General features: G+C 57.6%; 14 protein-coding genes. 10 read left to right on the plus strand and 4 right to left on the minus strand.

Annotated features, from left to right (window positions below; all coding sequences use genetic code 11):
• Positions 1-82: 82 nt before the first annotated feature.
• The gene (locus Z946_RS0119135; RefSeq protein WP_025057323.1) at positions 83-1,273 is read right to left on the minus strand and encodes an ABC transporter substrate-binding protein; all 1,191 of its coding nucleotides are present in this window, start codon (positions 1,271-1,273) and stop codon (positions 83-85) included.
• Positions 1,274-1,455: 182 nt separating this feature from the next.
• On the opposite strand from Z946_RS0119135, the gene Z946_RS0119140 reads away from it, so the two are divergent.
• Positions 1,456-2,553 carry a PQQ-dependent sugar dehydrogenase gene (locus Z946_RS0119140; RefSeq protein WP_025057324.1) on the plus strand — a complete coding sequence of 366 codons (1,098 nt, stop codon included), beginning with the start codon at positions 1,456-1,458 and terminating at the stop codon, positions 2,551-2,553.
• Positions 2,554-2,569: 16 nt separating this feature from the next.
• Here the strand turns inward: Z946_RS0119140 and Z946_RS0119145 are convergent, their stop codons facing one another.
• Together Z946_RS0119145 and Z946_RS0119150 are read right to left on the minus strand one after the other, a co-directional pair.
• Positions 2,570-3,178, minus strand: a complete 609-nt coding sequence (locus tag Z946_RS0119145) for a DJ-1/PfpI family protein (RefSeq protein ID WP_025057325.1) — start codon at positions 3,176-3,178, stop codon at positions 2,570-2,572.
• A gap of 22 nt (positions 3,179-3,200) precedes the next feature.
• On the minus strand, positions 3,201-4,205 hold the full coding sequence (locus tag Z946_RS0119150) for a GlxA family transcriptional regulator (protein ID WP_025057326.1): 1,005 nt from the start codon (positions 4,203-4,205) through the stop codon (positions 3,201-3,203).
• 197 nt (positions 4,206-4,402) lie between these two features.
• Between Z946_RS0119150 and Z946_RS0119155 the strand changes: the two genes are divergently transcribed.
• Positions 4,403-5,773, plus strand: a complete 1,371-nt coding sequence (locus Z946_RS0119155; protein WP_025057327.1) for a class II 3-deoxy-7-phosphoheptulonate synthase — start codon at positions 4,403-4,405, stop codon at positions 5,771-5,773.
• An 88-nt stretch (positions 5,774-5,861) separates the two neighbouring features.
• On the opposite strand, the gene Z946_RS0119160 is transcribed toward Z946_RS0119155, so the two are convergent.
• On the minus strand, positions 5,862-6,587 hold the full coding sequence (locus tag Z946_RS0119160) for a PAS domain-containing protein (protein WP_025057328.1): 726 nt from the start codon (positions 6,585-6,587) through the stop codon (positions 5,862-5,864).
• 296 nt (positions 6,588-6,883) lie between these two features.
• On the opposite strand from Z946_RS0119160, the gene Z946_RS0119165 reads away from it, so the two are divergent.
• The 8 genes from Z946_RS0119165 to pstB all read left to right on the plus strand — a co-directional run bounded on the left by Z946_RS0119165 (position 6,884) and on the right by pstB (position 14,894).
• Positions 6,884-7,762 carry a YicC/YloC family endoribonuclease gene (locus Z946_RS0119165; protein WP_174416571.1) on the plus strand — a complete coding sequence of 293 codons (879 nt, stop codon included), beginning with the start codon at positions 6,884-6,886 and terminating at the stop codon, positions 7,760-7,762.
• A 3-nt stretch (positions 7,763-7,765) separates the two neighbouring features.
• On the plus strand, positions 7,766-8,419 hold the full coding sequence (gmk, locus tag Z946_RS0119170) for a guanylate kinase (protein WP_025057330.1): 654 nt from the start codon (positions 7,766-7,768) through the stop codon (positions 8,417-8,419).
• Positions 8,416-8,937, plus strand: coding sequence for a gamma carbonic anhydrase family protein (locus Z946_RS0119175; RefSeq protein ID WP_025057331.1), 522 nt, complete (start codon positions 8,416-8,418; stop codon positions 8,935-8,937). Before gmk ends, Z946_RS0119175 begins: the two co-directional genes overlap by 4 nt.
• 2 nt (positions 8,938-8,939) lie before the next feature.
• On the plus strand, positions 8,940-10,016 hold the full coding sequence (locus Z946_RS0119180) for a sensor histidine kinase (RefSeq protein WP_025057332.1): 1,077 nt from the start codon (positions 8,940-8,942) through the stop codon (positions 10,014-10,016).
• A gap of 126 nt (positions 10,017-10,142) precedes the next feature.
• The gene (locus Z946_RS0119185) at positions 10,143-11,183 is read left to right on the plus strand and encodes a substrate-binding domain-containing protein (protein ID WP_025057333.1); all 1,041 of its coding nucleotides are present in this window, start codon (positions 10,143-10,145) and stop codon (positions 11,181-11,183) included.
• A 92-nt stretch (positions 11,184-11,275) separates the two neighbouring features.
• Complete coding sequence (gene pstC, locus Z946_RS0119190) at positions 11,276-12,748, plus strand: phosphate ABC transporter permease subunit PstC (protein ID WP_025057334.1); 1,473 nt, start codon at positions 11,276-11,278, stop codon at positions 12,746-12,748.
• Positions 12,748-14,082 (plus strand): phosphate ABC transporter permease PstA, encoded by a 1,335-nt coding sequence (gene pstA, locus Z946_RS0119195; RefSeq protein WP_025057335.1) that lies wholly within the window; start codon positions 12,748-12,750, stop codon positions 14,080-14,082. Before pstC ends, pstA begins: the two co-directional genes overlap by 1 nt.
• Before the next feature lie 14 nt (positions 14,083-14,096).
• Positions 14,097-14,894 carry a phosphate ABC transporter ATP-binding protein PstB gene (gene pstB, locus Z946_RS0119200; protein WP_025057336.1) on the plus strand — a complete coding sequence of 266 codons (798 nt, stop codon included), beginning with the start codon at positions 14,097-14,099 and terminating at the stop codon, positions 14,892-14,894.
• Positions 14,895-14,897: the final 3 nt, after the last annotated feature.

Below are 14,897 nucleotides of genomic sequence, written 5' to 3' on the forward strand. Positions count from 1 at the left end.
GGGTCGCATGATCATTCTGATCTTATCAAATATGGATACAGCCCGCGTTAAACACGGGCTGTATCTGTCTGTTTAGATTGGCTTATTTGAAGCCGATTGTCGCGTTCTTGCCGTCCTGGACTTCGATCATACGGTATGTACCCGCAGATTCGCCGGGACCGATCAGCTCAACCGCAGAAGCACCGACATAGTCGACCTCTGTGCCTGCCTTGATCATCTCAAGCGCTTTGCCCAGCTCACCAGGATAGATCTTTTCACCCGGCGCATTTGCCACATTCAGGATCTCGTCCTTGTAAGCAGCCGGATCTGTTGATCCTGCGGCCTGCATCGCTAGGATGAGCAGCGCTGCCGCGTCATAGGCTTCGGGCGTGTAAGGGGATGTCGCGTCAAACGCATCGCCTGCCATGGAAACCAGTGTGTCGATGCCGTTGCCTTCGGAGCCGGCGATCTGGCCATAAGAGCCATCCAGATCAGGACCGATTGTCTTTGGCAGGTTTTCACCGATCATGCCGCCAGGTAGGCCGAACTGCTCCCATGCGCCTGCGTCCAGCGCGGATTTGATGATGCCCGCACCACCTTGGTCAAGGTAGCCCGCAACAACCAGCAGATCACCACCGGCAGATGCCAGCGCGCCGACTTCAGCGGAGTAGTCTGCTTTGCCGTCTTCGTGTGCCGCTACGATTGTGACTTCGCCGCCGACTGCTTTGAACGATGTTTCAATCGCGTCCGCCAGACCCTTGCCGTAGTCGTTGTTGGTATAGGTCAGGGCGATGGATTTCACGCCACGCTCGACCAGAATTTCCGCCATGACTTCGCCTTCGCGGGCGTCAGAGGGGGAGGTGCGGAAAAACAGGCCGTTGTCTTCCATTGTGGTCAGGCCGGGGGATGTCGCGGAGGGCGATATCATGACCATGCCATTTGGAATGGCAACGTTCTGCAGCACAGCGCCCGTAACACCGGAACAGTCAGCACCGATGATGCCTGCAACACCTTCAGCGATCAGACGTTCGCCGGAGGCTACAGCCATACCGTTGTCGATACAGCCAGAATCGGCACGGATCGACGTGACCTTCGCGCCGTCCATGAACATACCGCTTTCGGTAACTTCGTTCATCGCCATTTCTGCACCAGCTGACATCGGGCCAGTCAGTGATTCAATCGGGCCGGTAAAGCCGAACAGAACGCCGAGTTTAACTTCTTTTGCGTGGCCGTCTGCGAACGCGCTCGTCGCAACCAGAGCTGCAGCCGTTGTGGCCATAAGCATCTTTTTCATGTGGTTCTCCCTTGTTGGAACATGATGTTCGCGGCAAAGGTTATGCGGGCGTAAATCAAAAGAAAAGCGCTTTTTCAGGACGGTAGACCGTTGTTCGCGCAGAGTTGAGGACGCTGTCAGTGGCAATCTGCCTTGAGAAGGTTAGATTTCCTGTAAAGAGGGCAACCCCAAGGAGAAATGGTATGCGATTGATCCCCAACTTCCGGAATTTCCTGTGTATAGCCGCAATTGCAACCTGTGCGGGCGTCCCCGTTATTGCGCAGGCACAAATGACATTAGAGCCTGTTGTAACGGGGTTGGACACACCTTGGGCTGTGGCACCGCTGCCAGAAGGCGGGGCCCTGGTGACGCTACGTGAAGGAACCTTGATCCATAGTCTTGATGGGACCAATCGCGAAATCACCGGCGTTCCAAGGGTGGCGGACAGCGGGCAGGGCGGGTTGCTCGACATCACCCTTGCGCGTGATTTTGAGCGCACCCGCACGCTGTTTCTGACATACGCGACGCCGCAGGCGGGACGCGGCAGCGGAACGGCACTGGCCAGCGCCATCTATCGCAAGGGCGGCACCCGACTTGAGGACGTGAAAGAGCTGTTCGAGATGAAAGCTGGCAGCAGCGGGGGGCGGCATTTCGGCTCCCGCGTGGTTGAAGGGACGGACGGCACGCTGTTTATGACCATTGGCGACCGCGGCGACCGTCCTGCCGCACAGGATCTTCGCCGACATAACGGGTCCGTCATTCGCGTGAACCGCGACGGGTCGGTTCCCAAGGACAATCCGTTTGTGGGCCGTGATGCTGTCTTGCCAGAAATCTGGTCCTACGGGCATCGCAATCCGCAAGGGGCGGGGTTGGACCTGCAAGGCAATCTGTGGGTCTCGGAGCATGGCGCGCGCGGCGGCGACGAAGTGAACCGCGTGAAGCGCGGTGCGAATTATGGCTGGCCGGTGATTTCTTACGGGGTTCACTATTCGGGTGGCAAGATCGGAGAGGGCACAGCGAAAGAAGGCATGGAGCAACCGGCACTCTACTGGGATCCCTCCATCGCGCCCTCGGGGCTGTTGGTCTATTCGGGCAAGATGTTTCCAGACTGGCGCGGTCAGATATTTGTGGGGTCGCTCAAGTTCGACTATATCAGCCGTCTTGCGGGCAATCCGCTGCGCGAAGTGGAACAGATAAAAACGCCCCAGACCAGCCGTGTGCGCGATATTGTAGAGGCACCTGACGGGTCGATCTGGTTTCTATCGGTGGGGGACGGCGCGGTTTATCGTATCGCGCAATAGGCCGGCTATCGAAAGGTCAGACCAGTCCGGCGAGCTTGGCAAAGGGATCGCGGGTTGCGTCCTTGTGCCATTCGTATTCACTACCCAGCGCAATGCGGTCCGCCATCTCCATCCCGAACAGATCGGCCATGACTGCCAGTGCCATGTCCATACCAGCAGATACGCCAGAACTGCTGTAGAACTTGCCGTCTCGCACCCATCGTGCCTCTTTCACCCAATCAACCTTTGGCGCGATCGGCACGGTGCGGGTGAAAGCCATCTTGTTGGTTGTTGCACGGTGACCGTCAAGAACACCGGACATGCCCAGCAAGATCGAGCCGGTGCAGACCGTCATCACACGCTCTGCCGTCGCCGATACGTCGCGAAACCACTGCAAAAGCTCCTCATCGGCACCCGCCTCATGTGCAGCAACGCCGCCGGGGATCAGCAAGAGATCGTAATCGGTTTTCTCGGCTATGGTTTTATCAATGACGATCTTCTGGCCATGAACGCTTGGCACCGGTTCGCGGTTTTTCGCGACGGTGATGATCTCCGTCTCGCTGCCGTAGCCGCCCAGCATCTCGATAGGGCCGAAATAATCCAGCGTTTCAAATCCGGGGAAGACAAATGCAGCGAGTGTTTTCATCAGGAGCTTCCAGTCTATGAGATCAAATCGACAACCGCGCCGCATGGCTGCCGCGCTCGCGGTAGGGTGTTGTCTCGTAATGGGCGCGGTAGCATTTCGAGAAATGCGAGGGCGAGGCGAAACCACAGGCCAGGGCTACGTTGATGACGCTCATGTCCGTCTGCATCAGCAGGTTGCGCGCTTTTTGTAAGCGCAGTTCCATGTAGTAGCGTTTCGGAGAGCGGTTGAGGTAGCGCCGGAAAAGCCGTTCCAATTGTCGCGTCGACATGCCCACATCCTTGGCCAACAGCGAAGGGCTGATCGGTTCCTCGATGTTGTTCTCCATCATCTGGATGACCTGAGAGAGCTTGGGATGGCGCACACCGATACGGGTCGGGACGGACAGTCGTTGTGTATCCTGATCGGTGCGGATGGAGGAATAGATCAGCTGATCGGCAACCGAATTTGCCAGCTCTTCGCCCTGATCGTCGGCAATCAGTTTGAGCATCAGGTCAATCGAGGAGGTGCCGCCCGCAGTGGTAAGCCGGTTGCCGTCCACCACGAAGACGGATTTGGTCAGCGTGACCTCCAGAAATTCTTCGGAGAAACTGTCCTGGTTTTCCCAGTGGATCGTCGCTTTCTTGCCATCCAGCAGACCGGCTTTGGCCAATGCATATGACGCAGTGCACAGCCCGCCCATGACCAACCCCTTACGCGCTTCACGGCGCAGCCATCCCAGTACCTTCTTGGTGGTGGCGTCCTGCACATTCATGCCACCGCAAACCATGATGGTGTCATCGCGGGTCAGTTCTTCCAGATCATGATCCAGTTTGAAAACTGTTCCCGCGGAACAGGCAACACTTTCACCGCCTTCACCCATCGTGACCCAGTTATATAGCTGCTTTTCCGCCATCCGGTTTGCGATGCGCAGGCTGTCAATCGCTGTGGCAAAGCAAAGCAAGCTGAATTGATCGAGCAGGACAAAGACAAAGCGGCGTGGCTTGTCTGCGTCTACGGGGATGCGGGTGGCCGAGCGCAGTGAAGACATCACAGCGTCCTTTGTTCCTGTTGCTTTTGTAGATGTCCTATCACAAGAGCGACACATCTTGGCGAAAACCTTGCTCACGCAGTGGCCGAGACGTCAATGGGGTAAAATGCGTTCTGGCCTCTGCGCACGGGCTTTTGTATAGAAAGGGTTCTGATAGCGCTGACAATCGGCGCACACGACCGCGGAGTGAATACGACATGACGAACTGGAGCAAATCAAGCTGGCGCGCGAAGCCGCGCATCCAGATGCCCGACTATCCCGATACAGCCGCCCTGAATGCGGTTGAGGCGCAGCTTGGACGATATCCGGTTCTGGTATTTGGCGGCGAAGCCCAGCGCTTGAAAAAGCATCTGGCGGCTGCGAGCCGTGGCGAGGCCTTCCTGCTGCAAGGCGGCGACTGCGCCGAAAGCTTTGAGCAATTCAGCTCTGACGCGATTCGTGATACCTTCAAGGTGTTGTTGCAGATGGCGATCGTGTTGACCTACGGGGCCAAGGTTCCGGTGATCAAACTGGGCCGCATGGCCGGTCAGTTTGCAAAGCCGCGTTCGGCCAACACCGAAACGGTGGATGGCGTGGAACTGCCGAGCTACCGTGGCGACATCATCAACGATTTGGACTTCACCGCTGATGCGCGAATTCCGAACCCGGACAAAATGCTGCGCGCCTATACTCAGGCCGCTGCAACGCTGAACCTTCTGCGCGCTTTTTCGACAGGTGGCTACGCGGATGTGCATCAGGTCCATGGTTGGACACTGGGCTTTACCGATGGAGAGCGCGCGGCCAAGTACCGCGATATTGCAAACCGCATCTCCGACACGCTTGATTTCATGTCAGCGGCCGGTGTCAACGCGGATACGGCCCATACGCTGCAATCGGTTGAGTTCTATACCAGCCATGAATCGCTGTTGCTGGAATACGAAGAGGCGCTGTGCCGTCAGGACAGTATGACAGGCAAGTGGCTTGCGGGTTCCGGTCATATGATCTGGATCGGTGACCGCACACGTCAGCCTGACGGGGCGCATGTGGAATTCGCCTCAGGCGTCATGAACCCGATTGGCCTTAAGTGTGGTCCAAGCATGACGGCTGATGACCTCAAAAAACTGATGGCGAAACTCAACCCCGAAAACGAAGCCGGCCGCCTGACATTGATCGCGCGTTTTGGTGCGGGTTCTGTTGGCGAACACCTGCCGCGTTTGATCAAGGCAGTGCAGGAAGAGGGTGCCAATGTGGTCTGGACCTGTGATGCGATGCACGGGAACACCATCAAGTCGTCAACCGGTTACAAGACACGGCCTTTCGATTCCGTGCTGCGCGAAGTACGTGAATTTTTCGGGGTTCATGCAGCCGAAGGCACGATCCCGGGTGGCGTGCACTTTGAAATGACGGGTCAGGATGTGACCGAATGTACCGGTGGTGTACGTGCGGTGTCTGACGAGGACCTGTCAGATCGCTATCACACAGCTTGTGACCCGCGTCTGAACGCAAGCCAGTCCTTGGAACTCGCGTTCCTTGTCGCTGAGGAGCTGACAGCACGCCGGGCTGAGCAAGCGGCCAAAGCCGCCGGTTAAGGAGCGCCGGAATACCAACGAAGACGCCGCGCGGAGGGTTGCTCTGGGCGGCGTTTTTCATTTCCATATAATGGTTTGGAAATCGGTCTTATTCGTCGGTCTTTATCAGACGCAGGTAGGGAGGGCGGCGTTTGCCTTCGCTATTTCGCCCGCCGGAGAATGTCGGTGCATCTTCCGACAGACCAGTCGAATAGCGGGGCTCCGTGCGCGGCAAGGACGGGCTTTTAGGGACCTTGGCTTCGGTCGGGGCAGGTGCCGGCGGCTGTCCCGCAGCGATGTGCAGCACCTCTTTCTTCATTACGTCAAACCTGCGAGGAGCGATACCTACATCGCCTTGGGCCACGAAACACCCCAATACACGGCTGACATCGCCCAGATCGCTTTTTAGCGGCAACAGGATCAACCGCGCCTCAAGTGGTGGTCGGCCCACAGCGCCTTCCGAGCAAAGATGCAACGTGCTGATGGCGGGTGTCTGAAAGACGATCTCAAGCAGGTCGGAAATCTCGGTGCGGGCGGCCGGTGTGAACATCGCAGTGAGCGGCATACCGCGCACCTCCATACCCATCAGGTCGTTCAGATGGCTGCCCGCGATACGCAACCGCGCCACACCGGGGGCAATCCGCTCAAGAATAAAGGCGTTCTCCAACGCACGTTCGATGCCGCGGGGATCAATGTCAGAGCGTTTGGGCAGCAGACGGGTACCGCGCACCGCCTCCCAATAGGCTTCGACCTGCGCAATGGCAGCATATCCGGTTGTTGACTGAAAATCTGACATAGCCAGTACATTCTGCTCGTTATGAGGTGACTTGTCCATCTGCGTTGATCCTCTGCGACCGATTGTGACGCACTGGTGCGCAACAGCTCGGCGCCACGCGACCACTACATCTATGCCGCCCCCACGCCATAGCTTTTGTTAAGAATTAGATAACATGTCACATCGCAATTTCCCCTTCATTCTTAAACATTGGTTAACCGCATTCTCACCGTGGCAGGGCTTGCTCACTTGGGGTGTTTCCCCGTATTGCAGGCGAAACGCAAATTGGGGGGCACATGACATCAACGCACAACACGTCCGGATCTGCACACAAGCAGGGCGCTATTATCCGGTCGATGACCGGCTTTGCCTCAGGCGTTGGAACGCATGCGCCCTTCAGATGGAGCTGGGAAGTGCGAAGTGTCAATGGACGTGGGTTAGACCTGCGTTTGCGTGTCCCTGACTGGGTCGAGGGGTTGGAAGCGGGTCTGCGCAAGAAATTGGGTGCTGTTGCGGCACGTGGGAATATCACCTGCAATTTGCGTCTGACACGTGAAGATCAGGACGGTGCACTGGCTGTAAACACTGCACACCTCGATACAGTACTGGCGGCGCTGCACAAGATCGAAGAACGCGCGATGGATGCGGGAGTTTCGCTGGCACCGTCCAAGGCGACGGATATTGTGACGATGCGTGGCGTGCTGGAACAACCGGTCTATCAGGACGATGCCGCTGCACTTTGCGCAGTGCTGCTGGCGGATGCGGATACTGTGCTGGCAGACTTTGACGCTATGCGTGCAGAAGAGGGGGGCGCGCTGCGCGATGTCCTTGGTGCCCAGCTTGAGCAGGTATCCGACCTCACACGGCAGGCAGCGGATATGGTGCCAGCAAGAGCAGACGCGATGGCCCAGACATTGCGCGACAATCTGGCCCGCATATTGGAAAACACCGAAGGTGCCGATCAGGACCGTGTCGCACAAGAGTTGGCACTTATTGCTGTCAAAGCCGACATCACAGAAGAAATCGACCGTCTGCACGCCCATGTTACAGCCGCACAAGCATTGTTAAAAGGTGGCGGTGCCGTGGGGCGTAAACTGGATTTCCTGATCCAGGAGTTCAACCGCGAAGCAAACACATTATGCTCCAAAGCGCAGATGAAAGAGCTCACCCAAGTGGGTCTCGCGCTCAAAGCTGTGATCGACCAAATGCGCGAACAAGTTCAGAATGTGGAGTAAGTTATGAATGGCGCACAAGCGGACAGACGTGGCCTTCTGATCATTCTCAGCTCGCCTTCGGGGGCGGGCAAATCAACGCTGGCGCGCAAGCTGCGCGATTGGGATACGTCATTGCAGTTCTCGGTCTCTTCCACCACGCGGCCACCACGCGAGGGAGAGGTCGAAGGGCTGGATTATTATTTCACCACGCAGGAAGATTTCCGAAATTCGGTAAATCAGGGCGATATGCTTGAACATGCGCGGGTCTTTGGCAACTACTACGGATCACCCCGCGCCCCTGTACAAGAAGCGATCGAAGCAGGGCGGGATGTACTGTTTGACGTGGACTGGCAGGGGGCACAGCAGATCAGCAATTCCGCGCTCAAGGATTACGTGCTGTCGATTTTCATCCTGCCGCCCTCCATTGCTGAATTAAAGCGCCGTCTGGTGTCACGCGGGCAGGACAGCCCCGACACGATCGCGCTGCGCATGGCGGCAAGCTGGGATGAAATCAGTCACTGGGACGGGTATGACTATGTTCTCGTCAACGACGATCTGGCAGAGACCGAAGCACGGCTGAAGGCGATCATTACGGCCGAGCGGTTCCGCCGCTCACAGCAACCGCGACTGGTGGATCACGTAAGAAAACTGCAAACCGAATTCGAGGATGACACATGACCCTTTATGCTTTGGCAGAGATTAGCCCCACCGTTGACGACAGCGCTTGGGTGGCACCGGATGCGAATGTGATCGGCAATGTTGTGCTGGATGCCGCATCATCGGTCTGGTTCGGATCGACCCTGCGCGGCGACAACGAGGTAATTCACATCGGCAAGGGCAGCAACGTGCAGGAAAACTGTGTGTTTCACACTGATCCCGGCTTTCCGCTGACCATCGGTGAGAATTGTACAATCGGTCACAAAGTGATGCTGCACGGGTGCAGCATTGGCGACAACAGCCTGATCGGGATGGGTGCCACTGTGCTGAACGGCGCAAAGATCGGCAAAAATTGTCTGATAGGTGCCGGTGCGCTGATTACTGAAAACAAGGTCATTCCGGACGGCTCGCTCGTCATGGGGGCACCGGGCAAGGTTGTACGCGAACTCGACGCGGGTGCCATCGCGAAGCTCACCGCGAGTGCGCAGCACTACTCGGAAAATGCGGCCCGCTTCCGCCGTGATCTGAAACCGCTCTAAAGATGGCCGACCGCGGCATATTGAATGATGTGCTGGCGGCTTTGCCGTTGCCTGCGCTTGCGATCAACCGACATGAGCGGATCGTCGCAATCAACGCACAGGCCGAGGGGTTGCTTGGCAAGGGCGCGGTTGACCGTCATTTCGTAACAGTGCTGCGTCAGCCCACGCTGGTCGAGGCGGTAGAAGGTCTTTTGGAAGACGGCAAACCGCGCAGTGTGCCCTACCTTGGCGGTGATCCGGTGCGTCCGCTCACTTATCAGGTCACACTGCGGGCAATCGGCACAGGCAGCAGTCTGATCGCAAGTTTCGAAGACATGACCCATGCGGCACAGGCGGGTCAGATGCGCCGTGATTTTGTCGCCAATGTCAGTCACGAATTGCGCACGCCGCTGACGTCGCTGATGGGGTTTATCGAAACGCTGAGCGGTCCGGCCAGAGATGATGCCAAAGCCCGCGACCGGTTTTTGCAGATCATGGCAGGCGAGACGGAGCGAATGAACCGGCTTGTGGGTGACCTGTTATCGCTCAGCCGCGTCGAAGCCGACGAGCGGGTGCGCCCGACAACGCCTGTGAACCTGCGCGACATCTTGCAAAGTACATTGCGCAATCTTAACCCGCTTGCCGTGGACCGAGATGTTCTTTTGCGGCCGTCTTTCGGCGAGGACCGGATCACGCTGACGGCGGATGCGGATCAGTTGTTGCAGGTTTTTACCAACCTCATCGAAAACGCGATCAAATACGGCGCGCCCGGGAAATTCGTGGATATCGGTGCGGAGACTTCGCTTCACGATCCGGCCATGCGTGGCCCAGCGGTGCGGGTAACTGTGCGGGATTACGGTAATGGTATCGCGCCGGAGCATTTGCCGAGACTGACAGAGCGATTCTACCGCGCGGACAGCCACCGCAGCCGCGCTTTGGGCGGTACAGGGTTGGGGTTGGCGATTGTGAAACACATCCTCAACCGGCACCGCGGCCGGCTCAAGATCGCGTCGACTGTGGGCGAAGGGGCTGAATTTACGGTTATTCTACCGATGGATAGCGAAGCGGCACCGGCTGATCGTGCAGAAAAACTGGCCTAAACGGCGTCCAGCGGTCTTTGTCATAAATCTGTAACACAACTGTCACAAAAGCTAAGCATGGCGCCCGTAGTTGAGGCCCAATCACCAAGGGGGTGATTTTCGATTTCAACGCTGACAGGAGACATCATGTCACTGACAAAACTGACGACATCCGCGCTGGCAATTGCCGCACTTTCCGCAACTGCTGCTGCCGCACGCGACAACGTTCAGGTAGCCGGTTCGTCCACCGTGCTGCCCTATGCATCCATCGTCGCCGAAGCTTTTGGCGAAAATACAGACTTCCCGACACCTGTTGTTGAATCAGGCGGCTCTTCCGCCGGTCTGAAGCGGTTCTGCGAAGGCGTTGGCGAAAACACCATCGACGTGGCCAACGCATCCCGCGCCATCCGTGAAAAAGAGATCAAGGCATGTGCCGAAAACGGCGTGACCGACATCATCGAAGTCCGTATCGGCTATGACGGGATCGTCTTTGCGTCCCAGATCAACGGACCAGCCTACACAGCGTTCCAGCCTTCCGATATCTTCAACGCCATCGGCGCGAAGGTCCTGAAAGATGGCGCGATTGTCGAGAACTCCTATGACACGTGGTCCGACTTCAACAGCGATCTCCCAGACGCTGAAATCGCCATGTTCATCCCCGGCACCAAGCACGGCACACGTGAAGTTTTCGAAGACAAGGTTCTGCTGAAGGGCTGTGAAGACACAGGGGCCATGCAGGCCATGATGGACGGCGGCATGTCCGAGGACGACGCTGAGGATGCCTGCCTTGACGTGCGTCAGGACGGCAAGTCAGTGGACATCGACGGTGACTACACCGAGACACTTGCACGGATCGATGCCAATACAGACGGCATCGGCGTATTCGGTCTGGCGTTCTACGAGAACAACCAGGACAAGCTCAAAGTTGCTACAATGGGCGACGTTGCACCATCCACCGAGACCATCGCATCAGGTGAATATCCTGTATCGCGTCCGCTGTTCTTCTACGTGAAGAAAGCACACATCGGCGTGATCCCCGGTTTGAAAGAATACGCGCAGTTCTTTGTAGCCGACGAACTGGCTGGTCCTTCCGGCCCGCTTGCGAACTACGGTCTGGTTTCCGATCCGGAACTGGCGGACACGCAAGCAACTGTTGCTGATGAAAAGACTTTGGGCGCAGGCTCTTAAGCCGCGTCAGATGATGAAGACTTCGGGGGCGGCATTCTGCTGCCCCCGACTTTACGAATAGGACGAAAGTCCGTTGGCTGTGTGGGGGCTACATGCCATTACTCTGGGTTTTTCTAATCGTCCTGACGATTGCGATTGGCGGGTATTTCGCCGGTCGGATGCGGGTGCTTCAGCACGCTGGCGGTGACCGTCGCAAGATGCATTCCTTGCCAAATTACTACGGCGGTAACGTAGCGATCAAAGCGGCGGTGCCTGCCTTTTTCCTTCTCGTGGCATGGCTTTTGATCCAGCCATGGATTGTCAATAGTTCGGTTTCCAATCTGATCCCCGACAGTGCGATCGCCGAAAGCTCCTCGCGGGGGTTGGTCCTTTCCGAAGTCCGTCGCGCCGCCAACGGGCTTGATATGGCTGTTGCACAGGGCGCATTGAGTGAAGACGACGCGCGTCAACCCGATGCTGATGTCACGGATATATCGGCCAAGCTTCAGGCCTCCGGTGCGATTGTCACCTCGCAAATCACGCCTCCTGTTTTGCAAGCTGCCCAACGCTACCGCGACTTGAACACACAGGGCAGCACATGGATGGCGATTGCTGTGATCTCCCTTGCTGTTGCAGGCGCGCTTTGGGGGCTGCGCGGAGCCGTGCCAGACTACCGCGCACGCAATGTGGTTGAAACCGCAGTGCGCTATCTGCTTATCGGAGCGGCCTCAATCGCGATCCTGACGACACTCGGCATCGTGCTGTCGCTGGTTTTCAACACAATCGAGTTCTTCCGCCTTTATCCCGCCGCCGACTTCTTCTTTGGCACCAACTGGGCCCCGAGTTTCTCTGGGCGCGGGGGCAGCTCTGATCTGGGCGTGTTGCCGCTCCTTTGGGGGACATTCTATATCTCCATCGTGGCGCTGGCGGTGGCGATCCCAATCGGCCTCTTTGCCGCAATTTATCTGTCCGAATACGCAACACCGCGCATCCGCTCGATCGCGAAGCCCTTGCTTGAAGTGCTCGCGGGTATCCCGACTATCGTGTACGGTCTGTTTGCGCTGCTGACGGTCGGGCCGCTTCTGGTGTCCGTTTTTGGTCGCGACGGTCTAGGCATCATGCAGGCTGGTACCGCCGTTGTCACAGCGGGCCTTGTCATGGGCATCATGCTGATCCCGTTTGTAAGCTCGCTTTCAGATGACATCATCAATGCCGTACCACAGGCGATGCGCGACGGCTCTTACGGGTTGGGCGCGACCAAATCCGAAACCATCAGGCAAGTCGTTTTGCCTGCTGCCTTGCCGGGCATTGTAGGGGCGATCCTGCTTGCCGCCAGCCGTGCCATTGGCGAGACGATGATCGTTGTGCTGGGGGCGGGGGCTGCGGCACGCCTGTCGCTCAATCCATTCGACGCCATGACCACCGTGACCGCCAAGATCGTCAGCCAGCTGACCGGCGACGCGGATTTTGCCAGCCCCGAAGCGCTGGTTGCCTTTGCCCTTGGGATGACCCTGTTTGTCATCACTTTGGGTCTGAATATTTTCGCGCTCTACATCGTGCGCAAGTACCGGGAGCAATATGACTGATGTCTGACGCAAGCCTCAGCCCAACAGGCGCGCCCGAGCGCCGTCACAAATCACTGTTGACCGTCGACAGCCGGACGGCCCGACGCAATGCAGCAGAAAAACGGTTCCGGTTCTACGGGATCGGCGCGATCCTGATCGGTGTGTTCTTTATCGTGGTGCTGGCCTTTTCGATCATCCGGTCGGGCCTTCCCGCCTTTACCCATACGGTTGTGGCCGTAGACTTTACCCTGAGCGAAGAGGGTTTCGCGGAAGCAGAAGGACAGCTTTTCAAAACGAAGGCATACGAGGGTTTGCTGATTGAGGAAATTCGCGGAGCACTCGAGGCCGAAGGGATCAGCGTTTCGTTTGATGCTGCCGCAATCGGGCGGTTGCTGGGCAAGCCCGGCGGCACGCTGCGCGACCATTACCGCGCCAACGCGCAAGACCTTGGCACACCCGTCAGGTTCGAGCTGGCAGCGGCGTCACGGGTTGACGGATATTTGACAGGCCGTGTCACACGCGACACCCTGCAAGACAGCCGTTTTCTGGAAGCGGGCGATCTGGACCTGATCGATGCATTGGTCGAGGCGGGGATCATCACCCGTGCGTTCAACTGGAACTTCATCACAGGTGCGGACAGCGGCGTAGACAACCCTGGCGGCGCGGGCATTGGCGCATCCGTTGTCGGATCGCTTTTCATGATGCTGGTGGTGCTGGTGCTGTCCTTGCCGATCGGTGTCGCAGCCTCCATTTATCTTGAGGAATTCGCACCGCAGAACCGTTTCACCGATCTCATCGAAGTGAATATTTCAAATCTCGCCGCGGTCCCGTCCATCGTGTTCGGCATTCTGGGTCTGGCCGTCTTTATCCAGTTCATGCACCTGCCACAGTCTGCACCTTTGGTGGGCGGGTTGGTGCTTACCCTGATGACGCTGCCGACCATCATCATCTCGACACGCGCCTCGCTCAAGGCGGTGCCACCGTCGATCCGCGAAGCGGCACTTGGGGTCGGTGCGTCCAAGATGCAAACGGTTTTCCACCACGTGCTGCCGCTGGCCATGCCGGGTATCCTGACCGGTACGATCATCGGTCTGGCTCAAGCGCTTGGTGAAACGGCACCCTTGCTGCTGATCGGTATGGTGGGCTTTGTTGCGCGGGGGTATCCCGATGGTGTCGTCGCGGGCTTTACCGACCCCAACTCGGCGATGCCTGCACAGATTTACACTTGGGCGGCACGGGCTGACCCAAGCTTTTACGAGAAAGCATGGGGCGGGATCATCGTTTTGCTGGTATTCCTGCTGTCGATGAACATCCTCGCCATTATCTTGCGTCGCCGGTTCGAGCGGCGTTGGTAGAAGGGGTTAGGGCCATGAAAGATACAATAATTGCGGAGAACGACGTGACCACAAATACCGTCAAGATCGCGGCGCGCGACATACAGGTCTACTATGGCGATAACCATGCCATCAAGGACGTGAATGTCGATATCGAAGACAAGACCGTGACCGCCTTCATCGGTCCGTCAGGTTGCGGGAAATCGACCTTTCTGCGGTGCATCAACCGGATGAACGACACGATTGATATCTGCCGTGTCGAAGGCGACATCCTGCTGGATGGCGAAGACATCTATGACCGCAATGTCGATCCCGTTCAGTTGCGTGCCAAGGTTGGGATGGTTTTCCAAAAGCCGAACCCGTTCCCGAAGTCGATTTATGATAACGTGGCCTACGGACCGCGCATCCACGGATTGTCGCGCAACAAGACCGATCTTGACGAAATTGTTGAGCGTTCTTTGCGGCGCGCCGCGATCTGGGATGAGGTGAAGGACCGGTTGCATGCGCCCGGTACAGGCCTGTCAGGGGGGCAGCAGCAGCGCCTCTGTATCGCCCGTGCAGTGGCGACAGAGCCTGAAGTTCTGCTTATGGACGAGCCTTGTTCGGCGCTCGACCCGATTGCGACAGCGCAGGTTGAAGAACTTATTGACGAGCTTCGCCGCGACTATTCGGTTGTGATCGTCACCCACTCCATGCAGCAGGCCGCCCGTGTGAGCCAGAAAACCGCGTTCTTCCACCTCGGTAATCTGGTGGAGTTTGGTGAAACAGACAAGATATTCACCCAGCCCGAAGACCCCCGCACTGAGAGCTATATCACAGGACGTATTGGATAATAT

The sequence above is a fragment of the Sulfitobacter noctilucicola genome (assembly GCF_000622385.1).
In the GTDB taxonomy this organism is placed as follows: Bacteria; Pseudomonadota; Alphaproteobacteria; order Rhodobacterales; family Rhodobacteraceae; genus Sulfitobacter; species Sulfitobacter noctilucicola.

Coding starts and splice junctions, on each gene's coding strand:
- Z946_RS0119135 (WP_025057323.1), bottom strand. CDS start 1,273: ATGAAAAAGATGCTTATGGCCACAACGGCTGCAGCTCTGGTTGCGACG.
- Z946_RS0119140 (WP_025057324.1), top strand. CDS start 1,456: ATGCGATTGATCCCCAACTTCCGGAATTTCCTGTGTATAGCCGCAATT.
- Z946_RS0119145 (WP_025057325.1), bottom strand. CDS start 3,178: ATGAAAACACTCGCTGCATTTGTCTTCCCCGGATTTGAAACGCTGGAT.
- Z946_RS0119150 (WP_025057326.1), bottom strand. CDS start 4,205: ATGTCTTCACTGCGCTCGGCCACCCGCATCCCCGTAGACGCAGACAAG.
- Z946_RS0119155 (WP_025057327.1), top strand. CDS start 4,403: ATGACGAACTGGAGCAAATCAAGCTGGCGCGCGAAGCCGCGCATCCAG.
- Z946_RS0119160 (WP_025057328.1), bottom strand. CDS start 6,587: ATGGACAAGTCACCTCATAACGAGCAGAATGTACTGGCTATGTCAGAT.
- Z946_RS0119165 (WP_174416571.1), top strand. CDS start 6,884: ATGACCGGCTTTGCCTCAGGCGTTGGAACGCATGCGCCCTTCAGATGG.
- gmk (WP_025057330.1), top strand. CDS start 7,766: ATGAATGGCGCACAAGCGGACAGACGTGGCCTTCTGATCATTCTCAGC.
- Z946_RS0119175 (WP_025057331.1), top strand. CDS start 8,416: ATGACCCTTTATGCTTTGGCAGAGATTAGCCCCACCGTTGACGACAGC.
- Z946_RS0119180 (WP_025057332.1), top strand. CDS start 8,940: ATGGCCGACCGCGGCATATTGAATGATGTGCTGGCGGCTTTGCCGTTG.
- Z946_RS0119185 (WP_025057333.1), top strand. CDS start 10,143: ATGTCACTGACAAAACTGACGACATCCGCGCTGGCAATTGCCGCACTT.
- pstC (WP_025057334.1), top strand. CDS start 11,276: ATGCCATTACTCTGGGTTTTTCTAATCGTCCTGACGATTGCGATTGGC.
- pstA (WP_025057335.1), top strand. CDS start 12,748: ATGTCTGACGCAAGCCTCAGCCCAACAGGCGCGCCCGAGCGCCGTCAC.
- pstB (WP_025057336.1), top strand. CDS start 14,097: ATGAAAGATACAATAATTGCGGAGAACGACGTGACCACAAATACCGTC.